Source organism: Actinomadura sp. 6K520, from assembly GCF_004349245.1.
Taxonomy (GTDB): Bacteria; Actinomycetota; Actinomycetes; order Streptosporangiales; family Streptosporangiaceae; genus Spirillospora.
This window is the reverse complement of the sequence record NZ_SMLC01000015.1, coordinates 66,780-73,637: the sequence shown is the minus strand read 5'-3', so window position 1 is coordinate 73,637 and position 6,858 is coordinate 66,780. Positions and strand designations below refer to the sequence as shown.

Below are 6,858 nucleotides of genomic sequence, written 5' to 3'. Positions count from 1 at the left end.
GTGTGGGGGGTCGTCCCCCCTCGGGTGAGAGAGCAGTTGTGGGGGGTGGGGAGGAGATTGCCCCAGGCGAAGCCGGTGATTGGGTGGTGGAGAGACTGTCTCCGTGACATCGGAACAGCAGTCAACCCCCACCAACGGTCCTGACGGTCCGGGGGACGCGGATTCCGAGGCGGAACCGGAGGAACCCCTGAAGCAGGGCGAGGCCCGCGCCAAGGCGCGGGGGCGGACGCGCCTGCGCCGGCTGGCGATCGACACCCGGCCGCTGGCCACGCCCGCGTTCCGCCGGCTGTGGCTGGGGCAGGGCGTCTCGTTCGTCGGCTTCCAGATCACGGCGGTGGCCGTTCCGGTCCAGGTGTACGACATGACCGGGTCGTCGTTCTGGGTGGGTGTGCTGGGCTTCGTCAACCTCGTCCCGCTGATCGTGTTCGGGCTGTGGGGCGGGGCGGTGGCCGACCACATGGACCGGCGCAAGCTGCTGTTCTTCTCGTCCTGCGTCATGTGGGCGGCGACGCTGCTCCTGCTCGCCCAGGCGCTGCTCGGCCTCGGCAGCCTCACGCTGATCATGGCTGTGGTCGCGGTGCAGGCGATCGGGTTCGCGGTGGCGTCGCCGACCCGCAGCGCGATCATCCCCCGGCTGGTCGACCGGCCCCTCGTCCCGGCTGCCAACACCCTCGCGTTCACCGCCAGCACGTTCGGGATGCTCGCCGGGCCGCTGTTCGCCGGGCTGATGCTGGCCCGCTGGAACTACGCGGCCGCCTACGCGCTCGACGCCGCGCTGTTCAGCCTCGCCCTCTACGCGGCGCTGCGGCTGCCCCCGATCCCCCCGCTCGGCGAGATCACCGGCTCGCCGGGCCTGCGGTCGGTGATCGACGGGCTCCGCTACCTGGCCACGCAGCCGGTGCTGCTGATGTCGTTCGTCGTGGACATCATCGCGATGGCGGTCGCGATGCCGCGCGCGCTGTTCCCGGAGGTGGCCGACACCCGGTTCGGGGGTGGCGGCGCGGTCGGGTGGCTGTTCGCGGCGATCGCGATCGGCGCGTTCCTCGGCGGGCTCATGTCCGGCTGGATCGGGCGGGTGCACCGCCAGGGCGTCGCGCTCGTCGCGTCGATCGTGGTCTGGGGGCTCGCGGTCGCCGCCGCCGGGCTGTCCGGGCGGCTGTGGCTCGTCGTGGTGCTGCTGGCGGTCGGCGGGGCGGCGGACCTGGTGTCGGCCGTCTTCCGCCAGTCGATGCTGCAGATGTACGCGCCGGACGAGATGCGCGGGCGGCTGCAGGGCGTGTTCACGGTCGTGGTCGCGGGCGGGCCCCGGCTCGGGGACGTCCGCGCCGGGGCGACCGCGAGTGTCGCGGGTGCGACGGCGTCCTGGGTCGGCGGCGGCATCGCCTGCGCGGTCCTGGTCGTCATCGCGGCCCTCGCCGTCCCGGCCCTGCTCCGCTACGACACCCGCACGGCGCACCCCGCGCCGGTGCGGCGGTGACGGCGCTAGCCGAGGGCTGAGGCGGCCACCTTCAGGTCGTCGACCAGGCCCTCGTACATCGCGTCGCGGTCCTCGGCGCGCAGCACGGCGGACGGGTGGATCGTCGCGACGATCCGGGCGCCGGCCCGCTCCGGCGGGGCGTCCCCGATCTCCCGCCCGGCCGCCGGGGTGCCGATGCGCGCCAGGTCGGGGAGGGGGAGGAGACGTCCGCGCTGCCTGGTCACGCGGAAGGAGGAGCCGAACAGCGCCTTGCCCGCCGTGGCGCCGAGCACCACCACGACGTCCGGGTCGAGCAGCCGCAGCTCAGCCAGCAGCCAGGGGCGGCACGCGCGCAGCTCGGCCGCGTTCGGCGGCTCGTGGATGCGGCGCTTGCCGCCCTCCTGCCGCTTGAACTTGAAGTGCTTGACGGCGTTGGTGACGTACACGTCGCCGCGCTCGATCCCGGCCTCCTCCAGCGCCCGGTCGAGGACGCGTCCGGCCGGGCCGACGAACGGGAGGCCCTTGCGATCCTCCTGGTCGCCGGGCTGCTCGCCCACGAACATGACCCGTCCGCCGGGGGAGCCGTCGCCGAAGACGGTCTGCGTGGCGTCCTCGTACAGATGGCAGCCGCGGCAGCCCGACGCGGCGTGGCGCAGGGCGTCCAGATCCGACCGCGCCTCGGGGGTCTCGGGCAGGAACGGTTCCGCGTCCGGGGAAGGTTTCGCGTTCATCGTGCGTTCCCCGTACCCGGCTCGACGGGGATATTCGCGGGGCCCGGCGGGGTTGCCGCAGAGCAAGTAGACTCGGGCCTATAAGACTGGAGGGAGCTGTGACCTCACACGGCCTGATCGATACCACGGAGATGTACCTCCGGACGGTTTTCGAGCTCGAAGAGGAAGGGATCATCCCCCTTCGCGCTCGCATCGCCGAGCGGCTCTCCCAGAGCGGCCCGACGGTGAGCCAGACGGTCGCCCGGATGGAGCGCGACGGGCTGCTGCGGGTCCAGGGCGATCGGCACCTCGAGCTGACCGAGAGCGGCCGCGGCCTGGCCACGCGCGTCATGCGCAAGCACCGGCTCGCCGAATGCCTGCTGGTCAACGTGATCGGCCTGCCCTGGGAGGACGTCCACATCGAGGCGTGCCGATGGGAGCACGTCATGTCGGAGGACGTCGAACGCCGCCTCGTCGCGCTGCTGGACAACCCGACCACCTGCCCGCACGGCAACCCCATCCCCGGCCTCGCGGAGCTGGGGGCACCCGGAGGCGCCGCCCCCGACACCGCGCCGCTCTCGGTGATGACCGCGGTGGCCAGCCCGGCCGGCGCGGACGCCGTGATCCGGCGGATCAGCGAGCAGGTGCAGAGCGACAGCGACCTGATGCTTAAACTCAAGCAGATAGGGATACAACCGGGACGAGAGGTGACTCTTCGGGCTACCGATGACGGGGTGCGGGTGATCAGTGACGACGAGTCCGACGGTTCCGCGACGGAACTGCCGCGGGACATCGCCGAACACGTCTTCGTCAGCAGGCGCTGAAGCGGCCGGCATGCGGGTCGGCGGCGTGCCGGGCTCGGTTCCGGTGGTCTATACCGAAGATCTCCGTGACATGGGGCTTTCCGGGCGTATCCCGGCGGCGGGTTCGTCGTTCAATACGACGGAGGAACTACGGACGCCGTCCGTGCCGCGACGCCCGGTGATCACCGGGACGGCGGCCCGGACGTCGTCGGCGACTGGCATCGGGATGGGGAGATGAGCCACTGGGGGGAAGCGCCTGACGAGGCGCGTCTGCCGCCCGAGACCGTCCTGAACCAGATGGAGATGGCGGTCATCGTCTGCGACCGCTTCAGCAACGTCATCTACGGCAACCACTTCGCCCGCCAGCTGTTCGGTTTCGGCGGCGACGAGATCATCGGCCATTCCGTCCTGTCGCTGGGCATCGCCGAGGAGGACCACGAGCAGGCCACCGAGCTGGCCAAGCACGTCCTCAAGGGCGGCGTGTGGGAGGGCACGTTCTGCAACCTGCGCGCGGACGGCACCACCGTCTACACCCGCGCGCACGCCGTGCCGCTGCGCCACCCGTCCGGCGCCGTCGACGGCGTCGTGATCTTCGCGCGGGAGGCGCTGCGCTCCAACCAGCGCGAGCAGGACCGCTACGGCCTGATGGAACGCATCGGCGAGCGGCTCGCCGGGTCCCTGGAGCTGGAGAGCACGCTGCGGAAGGTCGCCGACACGCTCGTCCCGCAGTTCGCCGACCACTGCTTCATCGACCTGTACAGCGGCGACCGGCTGTACCGGCGGGTGTCGCGGCACGCGGGCGGCTGGGAGCCGCCGCCCGGCACCTGGGCGGAGGTCGGCGAGCCCGTCTCCTACCCGCGCGGCCACTTCAGCGAGAAGGCGATGAGCCGCCGCGACGCCGTCCTCGTCGAGGACATGATCCAGCACCGGTTCGCGGCGCCGAGCGAGTCGTCCCAGCGGCTCGGGACCGAGATGGGCATCACGTCCGTGATCTCGGCGCCGCTGCTGGTCCGCGGTGAGCTGCTCGGCGTGATGAGCCTGGCGCTGTCGAACCTGTCCAAGCGGCCCGACCCGCACTACGACGGGTTCGACCGCGACCTGATCGGCGCGATCGCCAGCCGCGTCGCGCTCGCCGTCGACAACGCGCTGCTGTTCGAGGAGGAGCGCGACACCGCGCTCGCGTTCCAGAAGCACCTGCTGCCCGGCGACCGGCCCCCCCGGCTGGACGGCCTGCAGATCGCCTGGCGGTACGAACCGGCCAGGCCGCTGGAGTCGCACGGGCACGGCATACAGACGCAGGTCGGCGGCGACTGGTACGACGTGATCCCGCTGTCGGCGGGTCGCGTGGGGCTCGTCATCGGCGACGTCGAGGGCCGCGGCGCCCGCGCCGCCGCGGTGATGGGGCAGCTCCGCGCCGCGCTGCGCGCGTTCGCCCAGGACGACAAGCCGCCAGCCGACATCCTGCGCAAGCTCGACGAGTGGGTCCGCACGATGACCCGGCCCGAGCGGATGCGCTCCGGCTGGAACAGCGACGACCTCGTCCGCCCGCCCCTGGTGTCCTGCACCTACTTCGTGTACGACGCGTGGTCGCGGCTGCTGGAGTTCGCCAACGCCGGCCACGACCCGCCGCTGCTGATCGTCGACGGTGAGGTCGGTGAGCTGCCGTTCGAGAGCGAAGGCGGCATGCTCGGCCTGCGCGCCCCCGGCATGGGCGGCGAGATCCTCTTCAACGAGGAGCGGAGCGAGCTGAAGCCCGGCTCCACCCTCGTCCTCTACACCGACGGCCTCATCGACCGCCGCCCGAAGGAGGACGGCGAGTACTACAGTCGCGAGGAGTCGCGGGAACTGGTGCGCGCCGCCGTCGCCGAGGTCGCCCGCGGCGGTGTCGAGGCGATCGCCAAGGCCGCCTACGAGGCGGTGCCCGGCGACACCGACGACGACGTGGCGATCGTCGTGATCCGCACCGCCGCCGAGGAACTGGCCGTCGCGGAGCGCACCTTCACCGCCGAGCCGATCATGGTGTCGGAGGCGCGCCGGACGGCCGCCGACACGTTCGCGTCCTGGGGGATGGCGGACGAGCAGGCGGAACTGGCGTGCCTGCTGGTCTCCGAGGTCGTCACCAACGTCGTCCTGCACGCGACCGCCACGCCCGCCCCGCGCCGCGAGCCCGCCGTCCCGGTGACGGCCGGGCCTCCCGGGCGCGGCGGCGAGCCGCTCGGCGCCCCGCCGCCCGTCCAGTTCAACACCGAGTTCACCACCGAGTACGACGCGGGCTCCATCGGCGGAGACGCGTTCGAGCCCGGCGCGTTCGCCGAGGACGACTGGAACCTCGGCGCCGAACTCGGCCGCCGCGAACCGCCGACCAAGGAGTTCCGGCTCCGCCTCCGGCGCGGCGCGGACGCCATCTGGGTCGAGGTGTTCGACTCCGACATGCGGCTGCCGCGCATCCGCAGCGCGGGCGAGACCGACGAGGGCGGGCGCGGCCTGTACCTGGTCGACCAGCTCGCCAGCCGGTGGGGCGCCCGCCCGACCGCGGACGGCAAGGCCGTCTGGTTCGAGCTGCCGCTGACGCCCTGACGCCCCGACGGCACCGTGCTCAGGGGATGGGTTCGGCGGCGACGTGCGCCCACGACTGGGTGAACCAGAGTTCGCCGCCGATGATGCGGGGCTTGGCGCCGGTCCGCGGGCCGCCGTCCACCTCGTCGATCAGGGCCCGGCGGACGCGGTCGGCGGTCGCGTCGTCGCACGACCCGGCGAGCCAGGGTTCCACGGGGCGTTCCACGGTGAACACGTCCAGGCGGCGGATGCTGCCGCCCGCCGAGGTGATCATCTCGGTGAGCCGGGCGATGGACGGGGTGCCGGGGTGGTCGGGGTCGCGCAGCCGCTCGATGCGGTCGCGGTCGGGTCCGGTGAGGTTGCCGCGCACCAGATCGGCGATGACGACCCGCCCGCCGGGGTGGCAGACCCGCAGCAGCTCGCGCAGCACGTGCTCGGGATCGCCCAGGTTGTAGAGCGAGAACCTGGCCGTGACCAGGGAGAACGCGTTGTCCCGGTACGGCAGCGCGCTGGCGTCGGCCTTGATCAGGGTGCGGTCCGGGCCCAGCGGGTGCGGCCTGCGTTCCTCGCGCGTCGCGGACGCCGGGGGCGAGTCGCCGTCGGTGATGCGGACCGGTCCCGTCCCGAACTCCACGGTGGACATCCGCCCGTTCGCCCCGGACGCCCCGGACGTGCCGGACGCGCCGGGCGTGTGCGCGGGCATGGCGTCCACGGCGGTCAGGTGGCGCACCTGCGGGCCGAGCGCGGCGGGCATCGGCCCGCGGCCGCGCGCCACGTCCAGGCAGACGTCGTCGCGGCCGGGTTCGACGAACTCCAGGAGCCGCCTCAGATGCGGGGCGATCGCGCCGCCGGTCTCGCGGGTCGCGGCCACCGGATGCGTGTTCACGGGGACTCCCTCGATCGGGCCGGCTTCGCCGGACGGGGTACCGCTCGCGTCCGCCGCGCGGGGCGGCGGCATCCGGACGGGTCCGGGTGCCGCGCGGCCGCCTCGGCGGGGGCGTCGAGCGGGCGTGAAGCCGGTTTCGCCAGTTATGACTCTCCGTCGAGGCGGTTTGTTCGGAGCCCGCCGGACACAAATGCGTCCCGTTTCGGCGCCGTGGGCCGGGACGGCCCGTCACCCGTTGAGGTGCTGCCCGTACATCGCCAGCACGACCAGCACGAACACGGTGATCACCGCGACGCGGGTCGGCATCGGCAAGCGGAGGCGCACCGCGGCCCAGCGCACGCAGAACGCGGCGAGCAGTGACACGACGACGAGGCCGAGGATGCCTTCCATGGTCACCTTCATCAGTCGGGGGTGTGCCGCCTGAAGAAACGATAGACGTGTAAGGAG

The 6,858-nt window shown here is 72.8% G+C and carries 6 protein-coding genes; 3 read left to right on the top strand and 3 right to left on the bottom strand.

What is annotated here, in order from left to right; translation table 11 throughout:
• Nucleotides 1–103 precede the first annotated feature (103 nt).
• The gene (locus E1289_RS06725; RefSeq protein WP_131976391.1) at nt 104–1,477 is read left to right on the top strand and encodes an MFS transporter; all 1,374 of its coding nucleotides are present in this window, start codon (nt 104–106) and stop codon (nt 1,475–1,477) included.
• A 5-nt stretch (nt 1,478–1,482) separates the two neighbouring features.
• Here the strand turns inward: E1289_RS06725 and E1289_RS06720 are convergent, their stop codons facing one another.
• Complete coding sequence (locus tag E1289_RS06720) at nt 1,483–2,187, bottom strand: UdgX family uracil-DNA binding protein (protein ID WP_131976389.1); 705 nt, start codon at nt 2,185–2,187, stop codon at nt 1,483–1,485.
• Nucleotides 2,188–2,285: 98 nt separating this feature from the next.
• Between E1289_RS06720 and E1289_RS06715 the strand changes: the two genes are divergently transcribed.
• Complete coding sequence (locus E1289_RS06715) at nt 2,286–2,990, top strand: metal-dependent transcriptional regulator (protein WP_131976387.1); 705 nt, start codon at nt 2,286–2,288, stop codon at nt 2,988–2,990.
• Between the two features lie 213 nt (nt 2,991–3,203).
• Complete coding sequence (locus E1289_RS06710) at nt 3,204–5,546, top strand: SpoIIE family protein phosphatase (protein WP_131976385.1); 2,343 nt, start codon at nt 3,204–3,206, stop codon at nt 5,544–5,546.
• A gap of 19 nt (nt 5,547–5,565) precedes the next feature.
• Here the strand turns inward: E1289_RS06710 and E1289_RS06705 are convergent, their stop codons facing one another.
• The gene (locus E1289_RS06705; RefSeq protein WP_243712658.1) at nt 5,566–6,411 is read right to left on the bottom strand and encodes a methyltransferase domain-containing protein; all 846 of its coding nucleotides are present in this window, start codon (nt 6,409–6,411) and stop codon (nt 5,566–5,568) included.
• Between the two features lie 228 nt (nt 6,412–6,639).
• Complete coding sequence (locus E1289_RS38030) at nt 6,640–6,813, bottom strand: hypothetical protein (RefSeq protein WP_165950507.1); 174 nt, start codon at nt 6,811–6,813, stop codon at nt 6,640–6,642.
• Nucleotides 6,814–6,858: the final 45 nt, after the last annotated feature.

Excerpts from the sequence above, each read along its gene's own strand:
- E1289_RS06720 (WP_131976389.1), bottom strand. The coding sequence starts at position 2,187 with ATGAACGCGAAACCTTCCCCGGACGCGGAACCGTTCCTGCCCGAGACC.
- E1289_RS06710 (WP_131976385.1), top strand. The coding sequence starts at position 3,204 with ATGAGCCACTGGGGGGAAGCGCCTGACGAGGCGCGTCTGCCGCCCGAG.
- E1289_RS38030 (WP_165950507.1), bottom strand. The coding sequence starts at position 6,813 with ATGAAGGTGACCATGGAAGGCATCCTCGGCCTCGTCGTCGTGTCACTG.